Annotated in this window: 25 protein-coding genes; 16 read left to right on the forward strand and 9 right to left on the reverse strand. The window is 41.8% G+C overall.

Annotated features, from left to right (window positions below):
• Nucleotides 1–305: 305 nt before the first annotated feature.
• Complete coding sequence (locus tag TY49_RS09065; RefSeq protein ID WP_041965590.1) at nucleotides 306–971, reverse strand: GNAT family N-acetyltransferase; 666 nt, start codon at nucleotides 969–971, stop codon at nucleotides 306–308.
• A gap of 278 nt (nucleotides 972–1,249) precedes the next feature.
• Between TY49_RS09065 and TY49_RS09070 the strand changes: the two genes are divergently transcribed.
• Together TY49_RS09070 and TY49_RS24955 are read left to right on the forward strand one after the other, a co-directional pair.
• Nucleotides 1,250–2,131: an NAD(P)-dependent oxidoreductase gene (locus TY49_RS09070; RefSeq protein WP_041965591.1), complete on the forward strand. Its 882-nt coding sequence runs from the start codon at nucleotides 1,250–1,252 to the stop codon at nucleotides 2,129–2,131.
• Nucleotides 2,132–2,193: 62 nt separating this feature from the next.
• Nucleotides 2,194–2,370 carry a hypothetical protein gene (locus TY49_RS24955; RefSeq protein ID WP_192473589.1) on the forward strand — a complete coding sequence of 59 codons (177 nt, stop codon included), beginning with the start codon at nucleotides 2,194–2,196 and terminating at the stop codon, nucleotides 2,368–2,370.
• Between the two features lie 40 nt (nucleotides 2,371–2,410).
• Here the strand turns inward: TY49_RS24955 and TY49_RS09075 are convergent, their stop codons facing one another.
• Nucleotides 2,411–3,556 (reverse strand): aminotransferase A, encoded by a 1,146-nt coding sequence (locus TY49_RS09075; protein ID WP_041965592.1) that lies wholly within the window; start codon nucleotides 3,554–3,556, stop codon nucleotides 2,411–2,413.
• Nucleotides 3,557–3,697: 141 nt separating this feature from the next.
• Here TY49_RS09075 and TY49_RS09080 point away from each other — a divergent pair, with 141 nt between their 5' ends.
• Both TY49_RS09080 and TY49_RS09085 read left to right on the forward strand, forming a co-directional pair.
• Nucleotides 3,698–4,168, forward strand: a complete 471-nt coding sequence (locus tag TY49_RS09080) for a DinB family protein (RefSeq protein WP_156972646.1) — start codon at nucleotides 3,698–3,700, stop codon at nucleotides 4,166–4,168.
• Between the two features lie 210 nt (nucleotides 4,169–4,378).
• Nucleotides 4,379–5,281: a chemotaxis protein gene (locus TY49_RS09085; protein ID WP_041965593.1), complete on the forward strand. Its 903-nt coding sequence runs from the start codon at nucleotides 4,379–4,381 to the stop codon at nucleotides 5,279–5,281.
• Between the two features lie 32 nt (nucleotides 5,282–5,313).
• Here TY49_RS09085 and TY49_RS09090 read toward each other — a convergent pair whose 3' ends face one another.
• Nucleotides 5,314–5,784: a YkyB family protein gene (locus TY49_RS09090; RefSeq protein ID WP_041965594.1), complete on the reverse strand. Its 471-nt coding sequence runs from the start codon at nucleotides 5,782–5,784 to the stop codon at nucleotides 5,314–5,316.
• Nucleotides 5,785–5,888: 104 nt separating this feature from the next.
• A complete protein-coding gene (locus TY49_RS09095; protein ID WP_041965595.1) occupies nucleotides 5,889–6,386 on the reverse strand; it encodes a L,D-transpeptidase family protein in 498 nt (165 codons plus the stop codon).
• A gap of 203 nt (nucleotides 6,387–6,589) precedes the next feature.
• On the opposite strand from TY49_RS09095, the gene TY49_RS09100 reads away from it, so the two are divergent.
• Nucleotides 6,590–7,033: a PAS domain-containing protein gene (locus TY49_RS09100; protein WP_198135603.1), complete on the forward strand. Its 444-nt coding sequence runs from the start codon at nucleotides 6,590–6,592 to the stop codon at nucleotides 7,031–7,033.
• On the forward strand, nucleotides 7,030–8,706 hold the full coding sequence (locus tag TY49_RS09105) for an EAL domain-containing protein (RefSeq protein ID WP_041965597.1): 1,677 nt from the start codon (nucleotides 7,030–7,032) through the stop codon (nucleotides 8,704–8,706). Before TY49_RS09100 ends, TY49_RS09105 begins: the two co-directional genes overlap by 4 nt.
• Here TY49_RS09105 and TY49_RS09110 read toward each other — a convergent pair whose 3' ends face one another.
• On the reverse strand, nucleotides 8,707–9,588 hold the full coding sequence (locus TY49_RS09110; RefSeq protein WP_041965598.1) for a metallophosphoesterase: 882 nt from the start codon (nucleotides 9,586–9,588) through the stop codon (nucleotides 8,707–8,709).
• Nucleotides 9,589–9,764: 176 nt separating this feature from the next.
• On the opposite strand from TY49_RS09110, the gene TY49_RS09115 reads away from it, so the two are divergent.
• Nucleotides 9,765–9,989 (forward strand): hypothetical protein, encoded by a 225-nt coding sequence (locus TY49_RS09115; protein ID WP_041965599.1) that lies wholly within the window; start codon nucleotides 9,765–9,767, stop codon nucleotides 9,987–9,989.
• Between the two features lie 137 nt (nucleotides 9,990–10,126).
• On the opposite strand, the gene TY49_RS09120 is transcribed toward TY49_RS09115, so the two are convergent.
• Nucleotides 10,127–10,918 carry a C39 family peptidase gene (locus tag TY49_RS09120; protein ID WP_041965600.1) on the reverse strand — a complete coding sequence of 264 codons (792 nt, stop codon included), beginning with the start codon at nucleotides 10,916–10,918 and terminating at the stop codon, nucleotides 10,127–10,129.
• Between the two features lie 195 nt (nucleotides 10,919–11,113).
• Here TY49_RS09120 and TY49_RS09125 point away from each other — a divergent pair, with 195 nt between their 5' ends.
• From TY49_RS09125 to TY49_RS09135, 3 genes are all read left to right on the forward strand, one after another.
• Nucleotides 11,114–12,322 (forward strand): EAL domain-containing protein, encoded by a 1,209-nt coding sequence (locus TY49_RS09125; RefSeq protein WP_041965601.1) that lies wholly within the window; start codon nucleotides 11,114–11,116, stop codon nucleotides 12,320–12,322.
• A gap of 73 nt (nucleotides 12,323–12,395) precedes the next feature.
• Nucleotides 12,396–12,641, forward strand: coding sequence for a hypothetical protein (locus TY49_RS09130; protein WP_052442142.1), 246 nt, complete (start codon nucleotides 12,396–12,398; stop codon nucleotides 12,639–12,641).
• A 286-nt stretch (nucleotides 12,642–12,927) separates the two neighbouring features.
• Nucleotides 12,928–13,599 carry a DUF3993 domain-containing protein gene (locus tag TY49_RS09135; RefSeq protein ID WP_052442143.1) on the forward strand — a complete coding sequence of 224 codons (672 nt, stop codon included), beginning with the start codon at nucleotides 12,928–12,930 and terminating at the stop codon, nucleotides 13,597–13,599.
• Nucleotides 13,600–13,838: 239 nt separating this feature from the next.
• Here the strand turns inward: TY49_RS09135 and TY49_RS09140 are convergent, their stop codons facing one another.
• Together TY49_RS09140 and TY49_RS09145 are read right to left on the reverse strand one after the other, a co-directional pair.
• Complete coding sequence (locus TY49_RS09140) at nucleotides 13,839–14,078, reverse strand: glutaredoxin family protein (RefSeq protein ID WP_041965602.1); 240 nt, start codon at nucleotides 14,076–14,078, stop codon at nucleotides 13,839–13,841.
• Between the two features lies 1 nt (nucleotide 14,079).
• Nucleotides 14,080–15,042 (reverse strand): MBL fold metallo-hydrolase, encoded by a 963-nt coding sequence (locus TY49_RS09145; protein WP_041965603.1) that lies wholly within the window; start codon nucleotides 15,040–15,042, stop codon nucleotides 14,080–14,082.
• A gap of 183 nt (nucleotides 15,043–15,225) precedes the next feature.
• Here TY49_RS09145 and TY49_RS09150 point away from each other — a divergent pair, with 183 nt between their 5' ends.
• Together TY49_RS09150 and cbpB are read left to right on the forward strand one after the other, a co-directional pair.
• The gene (locus tag TY49_RS09150) at nucleotides 15,226–15,462 is read left to right on the forward strand and encodes a YkuJ family protein (protein ID WP_041965604.1); all 237 of its coding nucleotides are present in this window, start codon (nucleotides 15,226–15,228) and stop codon (nucleotides 15,460–15,462) included.
• Between the two features lie 155 nt (nucleotides 15,463–15,617).
• A complete protein-coding gene (gene cbpB, locus TY49_RS09155) occupies nucleotides 15,618–16,064 on the forward strand; it encodes a cyclic-di-AMP-binding protein CbpB (RefSeq protein WP_041965605.1) in 447 nt (148 codons plus the stop codon).
• Nucleotides 16,065–16,141: 77 nt separating this feature from the next.
• On the opposite strand, the gene TY49_RS09160 is transcribed toward cbpB, so the two are convergent.
• Nucleotides 16,142–16,327, reverse strand: coding sequence for a hypothetical protein (locus tag TY49_RS09160; RefSeq protein ID WP_041965606.1), 186 nt, complete (start codon nucleotides 16,325–16,327; stop codon nucleotides 16,142–16,144).
• An 87-nt stretch (nucleotides 16,328–16,414) separates the two neighbouring features.
• Here TY49_RS09160 and TY49_RS09165 point away from each other — a divergent pair, with 87 nt between their 5' ends.
• The 4 genes from TY49_RS09165 to TY49_RS24605 all read left to right on the forward strand — a co-directional run bounded on the left by TY49_RS09165 (nucleotide 16,415) and on the right by TY49_RS24605 (nucleotide 20,040).
• A complete protein-coding gene (locus TY49_RS09165) occupies nucleotides 16,415–17,899 on the forward strand; it encodes an MDR family MFS transporter (RefSeq protein ID WP_232310423.1) in 1,485 nt (494 codons plus the stop codon).
• Nucleotides 17,900–17,975: 76 nt separating this feature from the next.
• Nucleotides 17,976–18,869, forward strand: coding sequence for a transcriptional regulator CcpC (gene ccpC, locus TY49_RS09170; RefSeq protein WP_041965608.1), 894 nt, complete (start codon nucleotides 17,976–17,978; stop codon nucleotides 18,867–18,869).
• A gap of 148 nt (nucleotides 18,870–19,017) precedes the next feature.
• Nucleotides 19,018–19,728: a 2,3,4,5-tetrahydropyridine-2,6-dicarboxylate N-acetyltransferase gene (gene dapD / locus TY49_RS09175; protein ID WP_041965609.1), complete on the forward strand. Its 711-nt coding sequence runs from the start codon at nucleotides 19,018–19,020 to the stop codon at nucleotides 19,726–19,728.
• A gap of 117 nt (nucleotides 19,729–19,845) precedes the next feature.
• Complete coding sequence (locus tag TY49_RS24605; RefSeq protein WP_156972647.1) at nucleotides 19,846–20,040, forward strand: hypothetical protein; 195 nt, start codon at nucleotides 19,846–19,848, stop codon at nucleotides 20,038–20,040.
• Nucleotides 20,041–20,234 lie beyond the last annotated feature (194 nt).

Consider the following 20,234-nt stretch of genomic DNA (forward strand, 5'->3'; position numbering starts at 1 on the left):
TGTTTATCAGCCGGCATTTTTTTGTGCTTTAAAGCCTTTAGCGCAATTAAAAAAGGATGGAAGAGTCGAGGAAAAGCAGAAAAACTCTCAGAAATCAGCCCAAGTTCGGACAGGTTTGGAGTAAACCGCAGGAAAGCTGTCCGAAGTAAGAGCAACTTCAGACAGGTTTGGAGAAAAACAGAGGAAAGCTGTCCGAAGTATGAGAAACTTCATTCGGACAGGTTCAGAAAGTCCTCAGTACGGTCCTCTAAGGCTGTAAAAACAAAAAGGCTGTAAAAACAAAAAGCTGCCTCGCCCGGCAGCTTCTAAACTTTAAAAGGATTCTTCCATTCCATCAGCATTCCATAATTCAAGGATTCATCATCCTCAAGGTAATTTGCTACTGGTTTGACCGGTGTACGGCCGCAGCGCAGTAAAAATGAAACGACAGGGTCCTTCAATTCACCTTGCAGCACTTTTTCTACATACTGGGCAATGGACATGTCTGCGGACTGTATGTGATAACCTGGCATCCGGCCACCGCCCAAAAGCCGTTCGAGCCCCAATTGCACAACGCTCTCATACATAGATTGCATCATCCATTTTCCAAGACCAAGTTTGCGATAAGCAGGGCTTATGCATATGTCGACAATGTAGAGAGTATTGCCCTCCGGGTCATGATTCCGTATATAGCCGTTATCAGTTACTTCTGCCCATGAATGGTCTTCGTCACCATCGTCTAAATGAACAATCAAGCCAGTTATGGAACCGGCGATTCTGCCACCGATTTCCACGCAGAGTGCACCATCCGGAAATAAGCTAATATGATTGGTCAGTTGTTCGGTATTCCACAAGAGTTCTTCTGGAAACGGCGGGGGAAAGGCTTCCTTTTGTACCTGGATCAACTGGTCAAAATCAGCTTTTTTGTAGTTTCTGATGGTGGCTTTTACTGGTTTGTTGCTTTCGTAAACATAAAGCTCTTTATAAAACATATCCGCACCTCGAAAATATAGTATAAGCACAGTATAAAAAGATTGGGAACGTAAGGTCAAATCGTTAAACGTAAAAAAGCATGTTCCTCAATGAAGATTCTAGTTGTTGCCTATTAATGGTTTAGTCAAAAATAGGTTTAGAACTATTGCAGGAAGGGTAAAATAATATTGCGCATAAAATGGTAGATCGTTCTGGAGGCCGAGGAGTAAATTCTCGGCCTTTTGTTATGTCTAATGTTAAAATATAACTAAAATTGAAAAGGGAAGAAGGAGTACATATGCTGTCTAAAGAAGATACGGTTATTGGCTTTATTGGTACAGGAGTTATGGGGAAAAGTATGGCGGGCCATCTGCTCGATGCGGGTTATCAGCTCACCGTATACACCAGAACAAAGGATAAGGCTTCTGATCTGCTGGATAAAGGAGCGGTATGGTCAGAATCACCGCGTGATGTAGCACAGAAGGCAGATGTTGTTTTTACGATCGTTGGCTATCCATCAGACGTGAAAGAGGTTTATTTGGGGGAGAACGGTCTCATCGCGAATGCCAAGCCAGGCAGTTATTTAATTGATATGACAACCTCGACTCCTTCCCTTGCAAAAGAGATTTATGAAAAGGCAAAAGAGAAGGAGGTTCATGCAATTGATGCGCCTGTTTCCGGGGGGGACATCGGTGCCCGTGAAGCAAGGCTTGCTATCATGGCAGGTGGCGATGATGAGGCTTTTCTTCAGGTAGAGCCCTTGCTCAATATCCTTGGCACTAATATTGTTCATCAGGGTGAGGCTGGTGCAGGTCAGCACACGAAAATGTGCAACCAAATTGCGATTGCTTCCAATATGATCGGTGTGTGCGAAGCGATTATCTATGCAGAAAAATCTGGCCTTGATCCTGAAACCGTATTAAAGAGCATATCGACGGGTGCTGCAGGCAGTTGGTCGCTTTCCAATCTGGCACCAAGGATGATTGATGGCAATTTCGAGCCCGGGTTTTACATCAAGCACTTTATCAAGGACATGAAAATCGCCCTGGATGAAGCGAAGCGTATGGACATGCAAGTACCAGGACTTTCTTTGGCGTTGTCGCTATATGAGCAAATCGCGGAAAAAGGCGAAGAAAACAGCGGTACACAGGCACTTTATAAGTACTGGAAACAATCATAATATTTTCTAGTCATAGACCCCTCACCAGGAAAGGATACTAAAACCTAAAGGAGGGGATTTTTATGGCTAAAAGGACGAAAAAGAACGACCCGCAGCAAAAGAACAAAAAGGGTTTTGACTCTGCTGTAATTGATTCTGAGTTTTCACATGAAATTGGAAGTGCAGCAACCAATAAAATCCATAAGGATAAGGCGAAAAAAGAGAAAGCTTCAAAGAATAACGGGAAATACAAGGGATAATAAAAAGCCGTTCCTGCCGATTTAGGAACGGCTTTCCACTTTACTTCCGCAAATAACTTTCCAAACGATCGAGCCCTTCTTTTAGTGTATCGGTTGAGTACGCGTAGGAAAGTCTGAAATATCCTTCTCCTAATTCAGAGAATGCACTCCCTGGAACCACTGCCAGCTTCGCTTCATTGACCAATTCCATACAAAAATCAAATGATGAAATATTTGATGCCGGAATTTTGACAAAAAAGTAAAACGCGCCATCAGGCTTGATTACATCAAGTCCCATGGACTGTAGCCTGTTGAATACATAATCCCGCCTTGAAGCATACTCCTGCTTCATTGGCAATGCGTCATCAATCCCGGCTGTCAACGCCTCTAAAGCAGCCATTTGTGAAATCGAAGTTGCACATGTCACATTGTATTGATGCACTTTCAGAATATGTTTTGCAAGATATTCAGGCGCAAATAGCATCCCTATCCGCCAGCCGGTCATCGAGTGAGATTTGGATAGTCCATTGATAACAATGGTTTTTTCTTTCATGAACTGGGCAATTGAAACATGCTGCTGCTCATAAACAAGCTCACTGTAGATTTCATCTGCTAGGACAAAGATTTCCCTGTCTTTTAGTAGCTGTGCAATTTCTTTCAATTCCTCTTCATTCAAGCTGATCCCGGTCGGATTTGAAGGATATGGGAGGACGATACACCTTGTTTTGTCGGTGATCAGGCTATCAATCAACTCGGCAGTCATCCTGAATTGTGTATTCCTGATATCCGCATAGACCGGTATAGCACCGCAAAGTTTGATAATTGGTTCATACCCTGGGTAAACAGGCCCTGGGATGATGACTTCACATCCTTCTTCAAGAATGGTCCTGAAAGTTATATCAATAGCCTCACTTGCTCCTACAGTAATAATCGCTTCATGTTCTGATGAATAATCGACATTATATTTTTTGCGGTAAAAGTCCGCCGCAGCCTCCCTTAGCTGGATTAGTCCAGCGTTATGGGTATATGTAGTGATGTTATCATCTATCGCTTTCTTGCCGGCTTCTTTGACATGTTCAGGTGTCGGAAAGTCAGGCTGGCCTATGGTCAAGGAAACCATGTCTTTCACATCTGCCACCATATTAAAGAATTTCCTGATTCCCGAGATTTCTATATTTTTTACCCTATTGTTAATTAAATGCTCCACGTCTTTCATCCCTCCGATTGAATATCACTATTTTACCATGATGAATGAGAAAGATGTAAAATTCGTCCTCCCGGTCAAAAAGGTTATTTAGATTGAATGGCGAATATTATTTTTAAGTAATAACTATAAGGAGAGATTCAATTGAATTTGGAAGAGATGAGACAACATTATAAAGAATTTGATGGATGGATTCATTCGCTCAAGGGCCTGTCAGATGCTGAATGGAATAAGCCTTTAGGGGATGGGAAATGGTCGGTGGCCGCGGTTGTGTCGCATCTACTTTTCTGGGATCAATACTCATTAAAGGAAAGGTTCCCTTATTTCAAAGAAGGAGCTGAGTTGCCTTCCTACCCTGATTTTCAAAGTGTCAACGAACGAGCACATGAATACGCAGAAAGTACCACAAAAGAAGAGATTCTCGTTGGCCTTCTTTCTGTTCGAGGGGAATTCCAAAAGATGCTTGAAGAAATGGACAATGACAAGTTGGCTGTGTCATTTAAAATTTCCGAACACCATATGACGGTTGGGGAATATTTCATCGATTTTATCCAGCACGACCTTCATCATCAAAAGCAAGTAGATGCATCATTAGGCAGGACATTGGTAAATTAATTTACATGGCAAACCGAGCTTTCGGTTTGCTTTTTTATTTGGTCTTGGAACCTGGTTTGTAAATTCTCCAACGGGTTTTGCCGTTTTCGTGACAATAGAACATTTTTAGTTTGAAGCACCTTGATTCTCAAGTCTTTGACTAAACAGTTTAAATAGTCGTGCCGATAAGAGGTATATAGTACTAATTTTATATAGAGAAGGAAGAACATTATGAATGATAGCAGTATTTTATTAGAATCAGGCACGAATGAACTGGAAATTGTCGAGTTCGGCATTGGCCAGAATAAATTTGCGATAAATGTCATGAAAGTTAAAGAAATCCTCAATCCTGTACCTGTAGTGGCAATTCCGAACGCCCATCCATTTGTTGAGGGAATCATGGAACTTAGGGGAGAAGTGCTGCCGGTCATCAATGTCGCTGCTGCGCTGGGTCTAAAGGAGTCAACAAATCCACAGCAGGACAAGTTGATCGTCGCGGAATTCAATCAGATGAAGACAGTTTTCCATGTCCATACCGTTTCGCAAATTCACCGCATCTCCTGGGCTCAAATTGAGAAGCCGTCAGAAATGTATCAGGGACAGGAGAGCCAAATAATCGGAGTAATCAAGTTAGGCGGAGAAATGGTACTTTTCCTGGACTTTGAAAAAATCCTTCTTGAGATCAATCCTGATTCTGGAATCAAGGTCAGCGATGTCAAGAAACTTGGTCCGAGGGAGCGATCTTTGAAGAAAATCGTGATTGCGGAAGATTCTGCGATGTTAAGAAAAATGCTTCATGACACTTTGAGTGAAGCTGGATTCCAGTACCTTGAATTTTTCGAGAATGGACAGGATGCCATTACATATCTTGAACACCTGGCAGAGAATACTGACGTTTTTTCACAGGCAGTACAGCTTGTGATCACAGACATAGAAATGCCGCAGATGGATGGTCATCACCTGACAAAGAGAATAAAAGAACATCCGGTTCTGGAAAAACTTCCAGTTATCATTTTTTCTTCGTTAATCACGAATGAGCTGCGCCATAAGGGTAGTGTGGTCGGAGCAGATGCCCAGATCAGCAAGCCAGAGATAAATGAATTGGTCCTGAAAATAGACGAATTGATTTTATAAACAAAAAAAGAAAGCTGGTTATCAGCTTTCTTTTAAGGATAGCGTTCTCCAAGCTTCTTGAATACGGGTTTCGCATATTTCCTCGTCTTGCCTGCTCCGGCTGTTTCGGTGGATTCTTTCAATCCTGTGTAGGCTGACAATAACCTTTTCGCGGTGGTCAAGGAAATAGTTGCTCTTGGGTTCCTCACTGACTGATCGAGTTTTCCTAAGTGGGGAAGCTGCTCAAAATCCTGTTTAGTCGGCGGGATATGGAATGTGTAATCACCGCAAACCACTAGTACGTCTGATTGCTGCTGGCTGTTTCTCGGGTTGTTTGAAAAATGGAGTCCTGTTTTTTTAGCTTTGCCTTCACGCAGCATTTTTTTTATCGCATCATGTTTTAACTGATATAAAAACTTCGGATTGGGAGCAGTCTTGGCATGACGGTTCACAGTGAAGATTGCTTGTGAGAGGTTCTCGATCGTTGGACGGAGTGAGGGGATCTTGTTCCTTTCATTATTCAATGGGTTAGGCTCCTTTCATTTTTGTTAAACAAGTCTTTTTTTAAACTATTTTCATTATACCCTTAATTTGGCTGATTGAGAAATAGAAGCCTTTTAAAAGAGAACTATCGGGTGATTCTGACTCTAGTTCCATTGGGAACTTGTCGTGCCAACTCAAGCACATCTTTGTTATGCATCCGTATACATCCTTTCGAAACGGCTTTGCCGATCGAAGCAGGATTATTTGTTCCATGAATACCATATCCAAGTTTTGATAACGACAACCACATGGAGCCGTATGGGCCGCCGGGATTAGGTTCTCTGTTCACAATCACATATTCGCCAACGGGGGTTCGCGTCAGCATTTTCCCGATGCCAACAGGATAGGATTTTATCAGCGTGCCTGATTGAAAAAGTGTAAGCCTTCTGTTGCCCAGTGAAACGGAAATCGAATAAGGAATTGAAGCTGGATCTGGAAGTCCCGGAATTGCGATTCGCTGGCCAGGATAGATTAGTGCAGGATTCGTGATACCAGGATTGGCCGCAAGGAGTTGTTGAAGCGGCCTGCGATAATTAGCGGCAATCACCGCTAGCGTTTCTCCTCTTTTAACAATGTGATACATGGAATCTCCTCCTCTAATGCAGTCTATGCTGGATGATTGGAGAGGGCACCTTTTGAGTATCTTTTGTCGTTTTTTAGCGAAAGATTGTAAATTTTTAAAAAATAGTATCGTTTTTCCTTATTTTAAAGGGTAAAATAGGAATATAAAACTAGTTCGCAATCATGGACCAGGTACTTTTGTACTTCTGGAATGAGGATGGTTTGATGAATCAGATGAAGCAATCAAGATTAACTAAAAGAAGAGGCGTTTCTGCTTCGACAAAAATAGAACAGATGATTTCAGATATCATCTTTAAACATGTAAAAGATCTTGTTTTTATTATGCAGGTCGAACCGGGTTACCAATTGCGTTATTTATTTGCCAATGAGAATGGTCTGCTCCATGCAGGGATGGCTGTAAGTGATATAGGAAGGACGATGGATGAGGTCCTGCCTCTAAACCATCTGAATCCATTGAAAAAACAATACATTAAGGCAGTAAATGAGGGCGTGGAAGTCGTTTTCCATGATGAAGTAGACTTGGATAATGACAATCAGGTTCTTGGAGAGACGCTTTTGACCCCCATCAAGGATGAAGACGGGGAAGTAAAATATGTTGTAGCGGTAACTAGGGATATAACAGAGAATTTTAAAGAAAAAATAGATTGATTGATAGCGAGCAACGATATCGTTCGCTCATTGACCATAATCTGGATGCTGTTTTTTCAATTGATTTAAAGGGGAAGATCCTTGATGTCAACCCGGCCGCTCAATTATTGACAGGCTATACTGTCAAACAGTTAAAATCGAAGAGAATCACGAGCTTAATATGTGAAAATGACCTGCCTCCCTTTCAGGAAGTCTTATCCGATACGAAAATGGGTAATGCAAAAGAATCGCTCGATTGTCGGTTCATGCACCGAAAAGGAAAATTCCTGACAGTCCATTTAAAGACAATTCCGATCGTAATTCATTCTGAAATAAAGGGTATGTATATCATTATCAGAGATCTTTCCGAGCAGGCAAAAAGCACAGAACTGATTAAGTACATGGCATTTCATGACCAGCTGACTGGATTGCGCAACAGACGTGCCCTCCTTGATCAACTGGATAGTCTTGTCAAAAATAAAAAAAAGCAAAAGACTGAATTTGCCCTTCTGTTTCTGGATATAGATCGTTTCAAGTATTTGAACGATACACTTGGACATCTTGTTGGTGACCAGATTTTGAAGCAGGTAGCACATCGATTGATCGACATCCAAAAAGAAAACTGTACTGTTTACAGACAGGGCGGCGATGAATTTATCATTCTTTTGGAAAAAACAGACAGACAAAGTGCGGGGGAGTTTGCGCAAAAAGTTTTATTCAGGTTCAATGAATCTTTTTATTTTAATTCTCAGGAGTACTATATTACTCCGAGTATTGGTATCAGTCTTTTCCCGAATGACGGGAAGGATGCTGAAACACTGATTAAATATGCTGATGAAGCTCTATATAGCGTAAAAGAAAAAGGAAAGGCCCATTATCAATTTTATCGCTCAGACATGCAGTCTACCGGGGTAAATATCATAGCGCTCGAGGCTCATTTGCGAAAAGCAATCGAACGGGACGAACTAGAACTCTATTACCAGCCGCAGATCAATCTGCTTACCAATGAAATATCAAGCTTCGAGGCATTGCTGCGCTGGCACAACAGTGAATTTGGCTTTATTTCACCAGCCGAATTCATCCCTCTTGCAGAGGACACTGGATTGATTATACCGATTGGCAACTGGGTAATTGACGGGGCATGCAGGCAAATCCAGGAATGGACGGAGAAGACCGGAAAGCCAATCAGAATCGCTATCAATATATCTCCTAAGCAATTCATGCAGCTGGACTTAGTGCGGGTTATCAAGAGTTCGATAGAGAAGTACAATATTGATCCTTGTCTTCTTGAAATTGAAATTACAGAGGGAGCAATGCAGGATACAAAGGAGACGATCCCAATCCTAAAGCGGTTAAAGGACTTGGGAATCAAAATTTCCGTAGACGATTTTGGCACTGGTTATTCATCGCTTAGTTATTTGAAACAGTTTCCTATCGATGTATTGAAAATTGACCAAAGTTTTATAAGAGATATAAAGTATAACGGCAAGGATGCCGCAATCATAACAACGATCATCCACTTGGGCAACAGTCTTGGAATGGAAGTGATTGCCGAGGGTGTCGAGGAGCAGAGCCAGGTTGATTTCCTTACAAATGCCGATTGTGAAAAAGCACAGGGGTTCTTTTTTGCCAGACCATTAAGAGCGCAGGAAGCGGAGGAAAAGTTCATCCTGAAACCAAAAACAAGCAGCTGATCAGCTGCTTGTTTTTTCACTTTTTAAGGTAAAAATCGCAAGTTCAGGCTGGGACAAAAACCTGAAAGGAAGCCTGGTCGTTCCAAGACCGCGATTCACATATAGAGTCAGACCGTCGTTGGGGCCAACAGTATAAAAGCCCTCCACATATTTTTCGGCAAAAGGCGGGGTAACCAATGGGCCGTAAAAGGGAACTTGGATCTGTCCTCCATGGCTATGTCCGCTCATCTGCATTTGAATTGGGAATTGTGCTGCTTCTTCTGCTTTGTCTGGGGCATGGGATAAAAGGATTGTATATGAGTTAGTTGGTATTTTGGCCATGGACGCATTCAGATCAGGTTTACCGAGCATAGCATCATCGATTCCGGCAATCCATATCGAACTGCCATCGAGAAGCTTGATGTTAGCTGAGGTGTTCAGTAATAATGTGAATCCTGATTGCTCCATAATTTGTTTATATAGATCTGACCCGTATCCCCCATGGTCATGGTTACCATACACGGCAAACTTTCCTAGCGGGGCATCCAGGTTGCTCAACATGGAAATAAGCTTGTTTTTTTCAGTGAAGTGTCGGGGGTCGTCAAGTAAATCCCCAGTGAAAACAATCAGGTCAGGCTTCAGTTTATTGATTTTGGTAATCAATTGCTTCAGCTGTTCCATTGTATACTGGAATCCGATATGGGTATCGCTGAACTGAATGACCCTGACTCCATCAAACCCGGATGGCAACGCGGCATTTTTAATAGTATGACGGGTAATATCAAGCATGCGGGGTTCGACTTCACGGGCATAAAAATAGCTCCCTGTGCCGAGTCCTCCAGCAGTCAACAAAGTTCCAACTGCTCTTTTAATAAAAGTCCTCCGAGTGATTTGTTCAGACATGAAAAATACCAACCTATTCCCGAATTTTCTCTACTATACTAGCAAACAAACAAGGATATTAGAAGTGCCATTTTAGGGAAAGGTCCTGAATCATGATGTTTTTAATTAATTTTAAAAGGGAAGAGAAAGGAAATATGACAAGTCCTTTATAGGTAAATGAATTTGAGGTGTTGTTGATGGATGATTATGATATTAGGATGGAAATGATATTTATTCCCGTAAAAAATGGACATATAAAGGTTTTTGTTCATGGTTTTAATCGTTTAGGAACATGGGGGAATGCAGTAGCTGTCTTTGATGGCGAAAATGCTACCGCCAAAGGTTTTAATAAGAAAAGGACCATCGTCCATTCGCTTGTAAAGCTTCACAAATCACTTGAAAAAAAGAGAAGAGAAAATTAAAAGAGTTACATTAGTTGTTGCCTGTTTTCGCCTGAATCGGCTTTCCTCCGGGCAGCCCGCTCGGGAGACTTTTGAGTCGACCACTCTTAATAATAAAAAAGACAAGGCCGGAATAAAATCCAACCTTATCCAATATTTTATCGGTAACTGACTGCTCTTGATTGCATCGCTTTCCATGTTTCTATAAAGCGAGTCTTGTTTACTGGCACCTGTTTTCGGCCAGACAGAGGGTCGTTCAAGTAGACCGTTGTTTCATTGAAACCGACCAGGACGACTGCGTGAAGGTCTAGTGGCGTTTTAATGACCTCATTCCCATGCGTCCAGGTTTCCCACCGATCTGGCAGTCGATAATCGCCGGTAGTCCATACAACTGCTGGATAACCAGCAGATACATGCTCAAGTACTTCGCTAAAATCTTTGCCTGTCAAATTGACGGCTCTGCCTGGTAAATACCGATTAATTAAATCAATCATTGGTTTATCGAAGACCGCGTAACCTGCCTGCTTTCCGGTCATATCTCCAACAAAACCTTCTGCAGGATTCCCCCAGCTCAAAATATCACCGTTTGCTGATCTCTTCAAAGGATCATTATCTTTCTTTATCTCGGTGAAAAGCTTCATTTTATCTGTATCAGCTCCGGCATATTTCAGCATCATAGCCAGGCTGGTTACTTCACAACCGTATTTTAACTCTGGATTTTGTTTGATCAAAGGTACGTTCATTAACGCTTTGCTTTTTTGTTGTTGCTGTCGTTTTTCATGTTTTTGAATAAGGTTTGGGACCGCCATATCCTGAATTGGCTCAGGACTTTCATTCGTGATGATTGGTTCATTTAATGTTCTCTGAATTTGTGCTTCATTTTCGGCGGGCGAGCCGTGGCTGCATCCAAGCAATGGAAGAAGAATGCCGATGAAATGCCACGTTTTCATGTCATCATCCTTCCAAAAGCCTATCTTATTTTTTGGTTAATAAGATGATTTTATGACATGAGGAAAATGGAAACAGTGTAACTGAGGGAATACTCATATTATGGTAAAATCATTCATATCACATTAATGAGTAGTAAAATGATCGTTAATTGTATTTGCAAGCAGTAGCATTTTGAAGGGAGGTTTCTGTTTGAATTGGATGCACTGGATATTTTAACTAACCTTGAACATGTCGTTCCTTTTTTTCAGCCGATTTTTAATGCAGATGAGCATAAAATCATTGGGTATGAAGTTTTGGGCCGGTTTAATAACGGAATTGATGATATAAGTCTTGGGTCTTTTTTTCAGGATGATACCATCCCGGAAGAGTATCGGATCGAAGTTGAAAATGCCGTTTTTACCAAAGCGATGGAAGTTGCCTCTCAAGCAGGGGAACAGGAGCTTTTATGGTTTATAAACAGGAATGCAGGATTATTAATGATGGATGATGGAGAAGGCTTTTTACAATTGATACTTTCGTACCAGGAAAAGGGATTCAAACCTGAGCAAATTGTTCTTGAAATTTCTGTTTCCAACGAACAGGGTCATATAGAGCATCTAATCAACTACTACAAATCCTTTGGGATTAAAATCGCGATGGATAAAGTCGGCAATGAAAGCAGCTATTTTGAGCGCATAGCAGGGATTGAACCTGAAATCCTAAAAATTGATATGTCCTCTCTTAGGTCCAATAACTCTGGTCCTGCTTATCTCGATGTCCTCCATTCTTTATCCATTCTCGCGCGCAAAATTGGCGCAACCCTATTGTTTGAAAACATCGAAACTCCTTACCAGCTGCAGTTTGCCTGGAAGAACGGAGGAAGATTTTATCAAGGGTTTTATCTGATTAAACCTCAAAGGGGATTAGTTGAAAAGGATATCCTGAGGGAAAAATTAAAGTCTGAAATTCATGGGTTCATTCTATCCGAGAAGAAACGGCTTCATTCTTTTTTTGACTTGAGAATCGAGTTGCACACAAAGTTCCAGGAACTGATAAACCGCAATAAAAAATGGCAAAATCCAAGCGAGTTCCTCATGACCCTTGGAGACAGCCTTGATGGAATTGCCTTCCGGATGTATATATGTGACGAAGATGGTTTCCAGCTATCGCCGAACCTTTATAAAACAGGAGATCAGTGGCTGCTGCAGCCAAAATACGAGGGTAAAAACTGGAGTTGGAGACCTTACTTCCTCGAGAATATCATTAGAATGAGGACAGGAAAAAAAGGAATCTTGTCAGACCGCTACAGTGATATTGAAACAGGGGAGGTCATTCGGACGTTTTCGCTGCCTTTAAACGGAACAGAATTTTTATTTGTTGATTTGAGCGCATCCTTTCTTAATCAACGTGAAGGGTTATTTTAACAAGCCGAAAAGAGCATAGTAAAACGGAATATGCACAATTTATATATACAGCCTTCTACAAGGGGGATTTAACTTGAGCATATATACTACAATGCTTTTACTGGCAGGTGCAGGGGTGCTGGTTGCTGGCCTTTTCTATACCTGGACTTTCGGAAAGGGACAGAAGAGGGCTCAAGGCAATCTGGATTCCCAGATCCCTGGCACTGTCCAGGAGCACGCTTATATCCGCAACCCAATTTTTTTGACATATATAATCGTTCTCTCCATAGCCCTGTTGTTCGTCGTTTATTTTGCGGTTACCACAGGAACTGGATATTAACCTCCAAACGGGGGTTATTTTTTTTGTAAGGGTAATTCACTCCAATTTTGTGTTCAATAGCAACAGAGTTTTAGAAAAGAGCCTTTGGTAAAAATGAAAAGTTACCTGATAAAACTACAATTTTTTTAACATATGCGTTAGTTCGAGTCAGATAAGGGTAAATTGAAATTGTAAAACAAGTTTTCCTGTCAGATGTTGAGGTTATTTTACGAATGAATTTCGTAATCAAATAGGGTAAATGTTGGTAAAATTGTATTTACTAGTCATCATGAAGGAGGGGGAGAAAATGGACAAGCAATTAAAGCTATTATTTTTGATTTTATCGTTTTTATTATTTTTGGTACCGGCCAACGCATATGCAAATTCTGATTTGGATGGCAGAGAAGAAGTTTTCGCATTCCTCGGAAAGGCATTTGATTCACAGGTTTCCTTAAGTGAAAAAAGCAGGACAATGGAGGAAATTGAAGGAATACTGGATCCTTATTTTACAGAGGACTATAAATCCCGATTCATAGAAGAGAATGTGGTAGGACAGGAAAATGAGTACCAGACTTATGGAACGGATTTTGCTCTATATTATATTCCTTTTTACGCCTTTTCAGAAAAAACAAAAGTCGTGGAAATGGAGAATGAAATTTATGTAGTCGAGTTTTTCCCTGGCAATACGGAAGGACCTGTAAGCTATGAAGATCATTATGAAGGCTTGAAGCTCGTTAAAGAGACTGGTAATTGGAAGGTAGCTGATTACCTGTATGATGAGGTTCCACAGGAAGTGATCAATAAAGCCTATCCGGAAAAGGCAAAGGAGCAGCATCATGCTGCAAACCCTAAGGACGAAGAAAAGTCGACGATCGGGAAAATGGTATTTGGACCGAATTTCTCAACGCTGAAGACGTTCATGGAGTTAGGTGTAATCTTCAAGAATGAGAGCAGGACATTGTTGTTCGGGTTATTATAAGGCTGTTTTCGTAAAAAATTGTTGTTGAAATCCTAAAGCCGATTTTAACGTGATAAAAGGCTATTTTATAGGTCGGTATTAAGTGTGCAAGCTCTTTTCTCATAATAAGCTTTAATTTTGTGAAGAAATATAGGTCATTCAATACTATTTTGTAGTCAATAGCAACGAAGTATAAGAAAAGAGCCTATTATAAAAATGATTAAGCGTGAAATCTGATATTAGATTTCACGCTTTAATTTTTATTCTTTGATATCTAAAACCTTTTTCAACTTCTCAAGGTCAAAGCCTGTGATGACTGCTTCTCCAATCACGATGGTTGGTGTGGAGTAGGAGTTGTAAATTTCGGTAAGTTCCTGCCTGCTTTTTACATCTTCGTTGATATTTTTTTCTGTATAGGAAAAGCCGTATTCACTAAGGAACATTTTAATGATTTGGCAGGGAGGGCAATCGTTCTGGGTGTACACTATGATGTCGTTCATTTTAATGGGTTCCTCCAGTATTCTTGTTTAAATAATGCGCTAGTCCCATGGCGCTCACATTTATATCGAGATATAGCAGTTCATTTATCGGATGCTGATCTGGCAGTCCCAGCTGGGTCAAGTGAGTTTTAATCTTATCATAAAGTTTCTGTGTAATGTACTCAACTTGCTTTTCTGGATCCTTTTCCTCAAGGACTACCTGTTTTGCTTCTTCAACGAAAACTTCAAGCCAACTCTCCACTTGCCTGAAAGCTTCAGATGGATTTTCTGACATGCCATAATGTCCAAAATAAATTCGCTCTATCCCGAGTTCCTTAAAACGGCTTATGGAACGAAGCATCTTTTCCGGATCAAACTGGTTGGGTGAGGTCGTAGGCAGGTAGAATTTTATGCCTTCGCGATCAAGCTGCGGATAAAAAATACCGGCAGTGTCACCAGAGAAAATCCCTTTTGTTAGCGGGTGAAAGATACTGAAGTGGTGGTTTGCATGGCCTGGTGTATCTAAAAATTCAAGTGTCAGTGTCTCGCTGATTTTTAGTGTGTCGCCGTCGCCTTTAACCACCAGTCGCTCTTCGGGAATCGCAACGATTGGGTCAAATAGCTGTGAAAACTTTTCACCATATACAGCCTTTGCTCCCATAATCAGTCTTGAAGGGTCAGCTAAATGTCTGGCACCCTTTGGATGTACGATTACCTTTGCGTTTGGGCAATGCTGGAGCATCAATCCCGCTCCGCCTGCATGGTCGAGGTGTATATGTGTGACGATTATGTATGAGATATCGGCCGGAGATACACCTAGTGTTTTTAAGCCTTCAAGGATATAGGGAATGGACGGACTTGCGGATGTTTCAATAAGCGTCACCTTTTCTTCCGCCAATACATATGTACCAGTGCGTTCCGCCATATTTAAATCAAAATCATCGATTAGATAGACATTTTCGGATAGTTTCAATGGTTTTTTCAAAAAATCACTCCTTTTCAAAGCTTTTACTTGTACATCGTCTGACATTATTTTATTCTGTTAATATTGACATGTAAAGAATTGTGTATAGAAAATTCTGAAATCATTTTACATGGATATAAATAGGCCAATTGCAAAATCTATTTATAAGTTATTGGTTTTTGTTTTGAAAGGAGAGGGAGCATAATGTCACAGCTTCAGGGAATAGTCACTCGTTTAAAGAATCTGCAAGAGCAGTCCAATGGAGGAGAACCTGCTCAACGCTTTTTTGAAGTGAATGGAGAGCGCAAATGCCAGGTTACATACCATCCAAAAACTGAAACATACGAATTGGAAGTATACACTGACAAGGAAAAGCCTAAAAAATATCAATTCGACAATATTGATATGATTACAATCGAGATCTTTGATCTCATTCAGTAGTTCGCAATTTTCAACGGGACCCTTCTGTGGTCCTTTTTTGTTTTGAATTCTTTATTTAATATCCTCGTTTTCTTGAAGCAAACTAAATAAAAGCGCCTCCATTCGTTTTGTGATAAAATGTAATGGAAAGAAATCCATATTAGGGAGTTTTCGCCATGATTAGTCTTTACAACGGTGAGTTTTTGGAAGTGTCAATTAGAGACGTGATGATACCTTCTGAACGCGTAGCCCATGTCCAAGTCGGCAATAGCCTTGAGCATGCTCTTCTTGTTTTAACAAAGAGTGGGTATACTGCGATTCCTGTCCTTGATCCTCATTATCGTCTGATGGGTTTAATCAGTACACCTATTATAATGGATTCAATTCTTGGCCTGGAGAGAATCGAGTTTGAGCAGCTTGAGAAAAAACGAGTCGAAGAAGCTATGAATTCGAAAATACCAAGAATCAACATCCACTCAACTCTTCAATCCTCCTTAGACCTTCTTGTAGATCACCCTTTTCTCTGTATAGAAGATGATTCAGGAATTTTTGAAGGTATTCTGACAAGACGGACCGTATTGCTGAAATTAAGCAAGCAAGTTAAAAGGTATAATAAAAATTAGATCATGCAGCTCCCGGTTACGGGGGCTGAATTTTTTACTGTATAAGAAAGATAAAGCTTTATTACTTTGATTAGTGTCTAGCTCCAACGCCTAGCCCCTCGAGTCGCATGTCTAGTGTCGCCTCCTAGAAACTCCGAAACTTCAACTCCGCCGGCAGAAGCAAAAAGCGCTTCTTTGTCGGAGTCTCCAGTTTCTGCGTTTCTGGACAGTCGGCTATACATTTCGATTTCTGTCCGCCCAATGAAGTCAAAGAACGACTTCAAAGGTCGGCCCTCCAGCGCTTGTCGGGGCTGAGCAAGGCGCTTGCGCTTTTCTTTTAGAGGTGAATAATGGGACAAGCGGAACAAAAAATGAACAAGAGGGTAACGAAACGCTCTTTTGTCCTGGCGACGGTTATGCTCGCCATGTTTATGGGAGCTGTTGAAGGAACGATTGTTTCTACTGCTATGCCGGCAATAGTCGGCGATCTGGGCGGTTTTGCGCTATATAGCTGGGTTTTCTCTGCGTATTTGCTTATGAATGCAGTTACTGTTCTTATCTATGGGAAATTATCCGATTTATTTGGCAGGAAACCGATATTAACATTTGGAATTATCGTTTTCTTGATCGGTTCGATCCTATCAGGGACGGCCGAAACCATGGAAATGCTAATTCTATACCGGTTCATACAGGGTTTTGGAGCTGGTGCAGTCATGCCGATTGCGACTACAATTGTCGGAGATATCTATTCAAGGGAAGAAAGAGCTAAGATTCAAGGGTATCTCTCCAGTGTATGGGGAATTTCCGCTGTTTCGGGACCGGCGCTTGGAGGCTTGCTAGTGGAATATGCAAGCTGGAGATATGTTTTTTGGATCAACGTTCCACTCGGTATCCTTGCAATCGCGGGTCTCTGGCTCTATCTTCATGAAGATATTGAGAAAAAGAAGCATAAGATTGATTATCCTGGAGCAGTGCTCCTTACTGTGGCGATAAGTTCACTGATGATTGTCCTTGTCGAAGCGGGAGCAAATTGGGCGTGGACATCTCCAAAAACGATCGGCCTGACCGGCTTGAGTGTTCTGACCTTGATCCTCTTTATACTTCAAGAGAGAAGGGCAGAAGAGCCGATGATGCCATTTAATATTTGGCGTGAACGTTCCATATTCATTGCGAATATGACTTCTTTGACAACCGGTGTGATGCTGATTGGTATTTCAAGCTTTTTGCCTGCCTTTGTACAGGGGGTCATGGAGAGGTCCCCAATTGTAGCTGGCTTCACCTTGACGGCCATGTCAATAGGTTGGCCAATTGCAGCGGCTGTAAGCGGTCGCCTGCTGTTAAGCATCGGCTATCGCAAGACTTCTTTATTTGGTGGTGCGGCATTGATTCTCGGAAGTATTCTATTCGTCACCCTGAAGCCTGAAGCAGGTCCATTATGGGCTGCAGCAGGGTCGTTTTTCGTTGGAGTGGGGATGGGTCTTACTAGTACGGCATTCATTGTTTCCATCCAAAGTACAGTTGCCTGGCAGCAAAGAGGAATCGCAACGGCAGCCAATATGTTCATGAGAAACCTGGGCAATACAGTGGGAGCTGCCTTGCTAGGTGGAGTACTTAATAGCAGCATCTTGAGCTATATGAAAAAGAATGGTGCAGAAGAACAGGATCTCACGATAGATACTGCCAATGTCCTGCTCAATGAATCAGAACGGATGAAGCTTCCTGCAGAGTTGAAGACAATGCTTCAGGATGCGTTGACAAATGCCCTTCATTCGGTTTACATTGTCGTATTCATTTTTGCTATTATAAGTTTGCTGTTCATATTATTCCTGCCTAAAAAGGAAAAGACTGCAGAGTAATCTGCAGTTTTTTCTATAATGTAAAAAGATGAAATTTCATTTATAATATAAGAAAATCTTATCAAGAGGTTCAGTTATGTCATCTATTTCAGAGTTTCACCTATTATCTGTGCTTGCGCAGGAAATGAATATGAGGAAGGCCGCGGAGAGGTTATTTGTATCCCAGCCAGCTTTGTCACAGCGACTTCAATCGCTTGAGAAGGATTGGGGTACCAAGCTTTTCCTCCGGTCCCAAAAAGGGCTGACTTTAACTCCTTCTGGAGAGGTTGTAATCCAATTTGTCAATGAGACAATTGCCAGAGAGGAAAAAGCCAGGGAATCAATCCATGCATTAAATTCAGAGGTGTATGGAACCCTTAAAATAGCTGTCGCTTCGATTGTCGGTCAAAATTGGCTGCCACAGGTATTGAAGAAATATGTAAATCGTTACCCTCAAGCGAAAATTTCGCTTGTTACTGGGTGGAGCAGTGAAATTTCAAAGGCACTATATGAAGATCAGGTGCACATCGGAATTATCAGAGGCACACCAGACTGGAAGGGTGTCAAAATCCATTTATTTAAGGACAGCCTGTATTTGGTGGATACGGAAATTACGAGCCCTGAACAAGTATTGGATACAGACCGGCCGTTTATCCAGTTTAAAAGTGATTCTAACTACTACCAGGAAATCCAGGATTGGTGGTTACGGCAATTCCAGACAGCGCCAAAAAGGACGATCATTGTAGACCAGATTGAAACCTGCAAACAAATGACCTTTAACGGCATCGGCTACGCAATCCTTCCGGCAATAACACTTAATGGGGCGGAAAAGGATATTTTTAAAGTCCCGCTGCACGACGAAAACAATGAACCCTTGGGAAGGGATACCTGGCTTCTTGGATATGAATCAGCCTTCCGGTTAAAGCAAGTCCAGGCCTTCATTGACATCGTCAAAGAACATATTGTTGAATCCAAGAAAACAGATAAATAGTTTTTCTTGTTTTAAAAACTTTTGTTTGTTAAAGTAATTTTTAGAAAAGGCTGTTTCCGCGCTGTTGCTTTAGCACATTAATTCTATTTAAGAGCAACTTGTTAACGGGAAGAGGCTGCGAATACATACATAATTGGAGGAATAGTTTATGAAAATGATGGATGCTAATGAAATTATTTCGTTTATTCAAAATAGCAAAAAAGCCACTCCAGTAAAGGTATATATTAAAGGTGACCTGGAAGGAATCGACTTTGGTGAAAATTCAAAGACTTTCATTACAGGCAATACTGGCGTTATTTTCGGTGAGTGGGCTGAAATCAATCCGGCAATCGAAGCTAACCAGGCTAAGATTGAAGATTATGTCGTTGAAAATGACCGCAGAAATTCAGCTATTCCATTGCTCGACATGAAAAATATCAGGGCTCGTATTGAACCTGGTGCGATCATCAGGGACCAGGTGGAAATCGGTGATAATGCTGTTATTATGATGGGTGCTTCAATTAATATTGGGGCTGTTGTAGGCGAAGGTACTATGATCGATATGAACGTTGTACTTGGCGGACGTGCAACAGTCGGAAAGAACTGCCACATCGGTGCAGGTTCTGTGCTAGCTGGTGTTATCGAGCCACCTTCAGCGAAGCCTGTCATAGTTGAAGATGATGTAGTAATCGGTGCCAACGCTGTTGTCCTTGAAGGCGTAACAGTAGGCAAGGGTGCAGTTGTAGCTGCAGGCGCAATTGTTATCGACGATGTGCCTCCATATACAGTGGTAGCTGGAACACCAGCTCGCGTCATCAAGGAAATCGACGAAAAAACGAAATCAAAAACTGAAATCAAGCAGGAGCTTCGCCAGCTTTAATAGCAAGGGTCAAAAAGCGCAAGCGCCTTGGTCAGCCCCGGCAAGCGCTGCCCGCCGATAACGCCACGTGCTGTGGCTGGCGGGTCTAGCACATCGTGTGCCTCGGAGGGCCGACCGGTGAAGTCGTTCTTTGACTTCATTGGGCGGACCGAAATCGAAAAGTATAGCCGACTGTCCAGAAACGCAGAAACTGGAGACTCCGACCCTGCTGGCGGAGTTGAAGTTTCGGAGTTTCTAGGAGGCAACACTAGACAATTCGAAAAGCGGAGGCGACTGTCCAACTCCGACAAGCGCTGGAGGTCCTGCCAGTGAAGTCGTTCGTTGACTTCATTGGCAGGACCGAAGCGTCTCGAGGAGTTAGGAGCCGCAGCTAGACAAGCGACTCGAGGGGCTAGGCGCTGGAGCTGGATTAAGAAAACTATCTGTATTTATCCACAACTAAATCATTTTAGTATTTCCTAAACAGCAAGAAAGCGTGGATATGTGGTCCGCGCTTTCTTTTATAA

The organism is Mesobacillus selenatarsenatis SF-1 (assembly GCF_000813125.1).
GTDB classification, from domain to species: domain Bacteria; phylum Bacillota; class Bacilli; order Bacillales; family Cytobacillaceae; genus Mesobacillus; species Mesobacillus selenatarsenatis.

What these genes read in the sequence shown, in the direction of transcription:
- ccpC (WP_041965608.1), top strand. Translation starts at nt 17,976, where the DNA reads ATGTCATCTATTTCAGAGTTTCACCTATTATCTGTGCTTGCGCAGGAA.
- TY49_RS24955 (WP_192473589.1), top strand. Translation starts at nt 2,194, where the DNA reads ATGGCTAAAAGGACGAAAAAGAACGACCCGCAGCAAAAGAACAAAAAG.
- TY49_RS09095 (WP_041965595.1), bottom strand. Translation starts at nt 6,386, where the DNA reads ATGTATCACATTGTTAAAAGAGGAGAAACGCTAGCGGTGATTGCCGCT.
- TY49_RS09085 (WP_041965593.1), top strand. Translation starts at nt 4,379, where the DNA reads ATGAATGATAGCAGTATTTTATTAGAATCAGGCACGAATGAACTGGAA.
- TY49_RS09115 (WP_041965599.1), top strand. Translation starts at nt 9,765, where the DNA reads ATGGATGATTATGATATTAGGATGGAAATGATATTTATTCCCGTAAAA.
- TY49_RS09135 (WP_052442143.1), top strand. Translation starts at nt 12,928, where the DNA reads ATGGACAAGCAATTAAAGCTATTATTTTTGATTTTATCGTTTTTATTA.
- TY49_RS09120 (WP_041965600.1), bottom strand. Translation starts at nt 10,918, where the DNA reads ATGAAAACGTGGCATTTCATCGGCATTCTTCTTCCATTGCTTGGATGC.
- cbpB (WP_041965605.1), top strand. Translation starts at nt 15,618, where the DNA reads ATGATTAGTCTTTACAACGGTGAGTTTTTGGAAGTGTCAATTAGAGAC.
- TY49_RS09110 (WP_041965598.1), bottom strand. Translation starts at nt 9,588, where the DNA reads ATGTCTGAACAAATCACTCGGAGGACTTTTATTAAAAGAGCAGTTGGA.
- TY49_RS09065 (WP_041965590.1), bottom strand. Translation starts at nt 971, where the DNA reads ATGTTTTATAAAGAGCTTTATGTTTACGAAAGCAACAAACCAGTAAAA.
- TY49_RS09100 (WP_198135603.1), top strand. Translation starts at nt 6,590, where the DNA reads ATGAATCAGATGAAGCAATCAAGATTAACTAAAAGAAGAGGCGTTTCT.
- TY49_RS09140 (WP_041965602.1), bottom strand. Translation starts at nt 14,078, where the DNA reads ATGAACGACATCATAGTGTACACCCAGAACGATTGCCCTCCCTGCCAA.
- dapD (WP_041965609.1), top strand. Translation starts at nt 19,018, where the DNA reads ATGAAAATGATGGATGCTAATGAAATTATTTCGTTTATTCAAAATAGC.
- TY49_RS09070 (WP_041965591.1), top strand. Translation starts at nt 1,250, where the DNA reads ATGCTGTCTAAAGAAGATACGGTTATTGGCTTTATTGGTACAGGAGTT.
- TY49_RS09150 (WP_041965604.1), top strand. Translation starts at nt 15,226, where the DNA reads ATGTCACAGCTTCAGGGAATAGTCACTCGTTTAAAGAATCTGCAAGAG.
- TY49_RS09165 (WP_232310423.1), top strand. Translation starts at nt 16,415, where the DNA reads ATGAACAAGAGGGTAACGAAACGCTCTTTTGTCCTGGCGACGGTTATG.